The sequence below is a fragment of the Veillonella parvula genome (assembly GCF_024461875.1).
GTDB lineage: Bacteria > Bacillota > Negativicutes > Veillonellales > Veillonellaceae > Veillonella > Veillonella parvula_I.
In genome coordinates, this window is record NZ_JANGAL010000095.1 from 1 (window position 1) to 242 (window position 242).

Annotated in this window: 1 protein-coding gene; it reads right to left on the bottom strand. The window is 42.1% G+C overall.

All coding sequences use genetic code 11. The annotated features are described in order from the left end of the window. Nucleotides 1-37 precede the first annotated feature (37 nt). Nucleotides 38-242, bottom strand: a 205-nt coding sequence (locus NE668_RS09995; RefSeq protein WP_256196862.1) for a thiamine pyrophosphate-dependent enzyme, incomplete at its 5' end; no start/stop codon positions are given.

Consider the following 242-nt stretch of genomic DNA (forward strand, 5'->3'; position numbering starts at 1 on the left):
TTTTTTCATTTTATTTTCCATATTCACGCGCTCCCTTCTAACATTCCACAATCATTTCTTCCAGTGTTCCGCCCGGTTTTATCATCGGATAAACCATCTCTTCCGGATCAATGATAAACTCGATCAAAGTTGGCACAGTTGTATTTTTTCCGGCTTCTTCAAAAGCCTCCTTTATCTCTTCTTTCTTTGTCACGCGGATTCCCTTTGCGCCGTAACTTTCTGCCAGACGCACAAAATCCGGT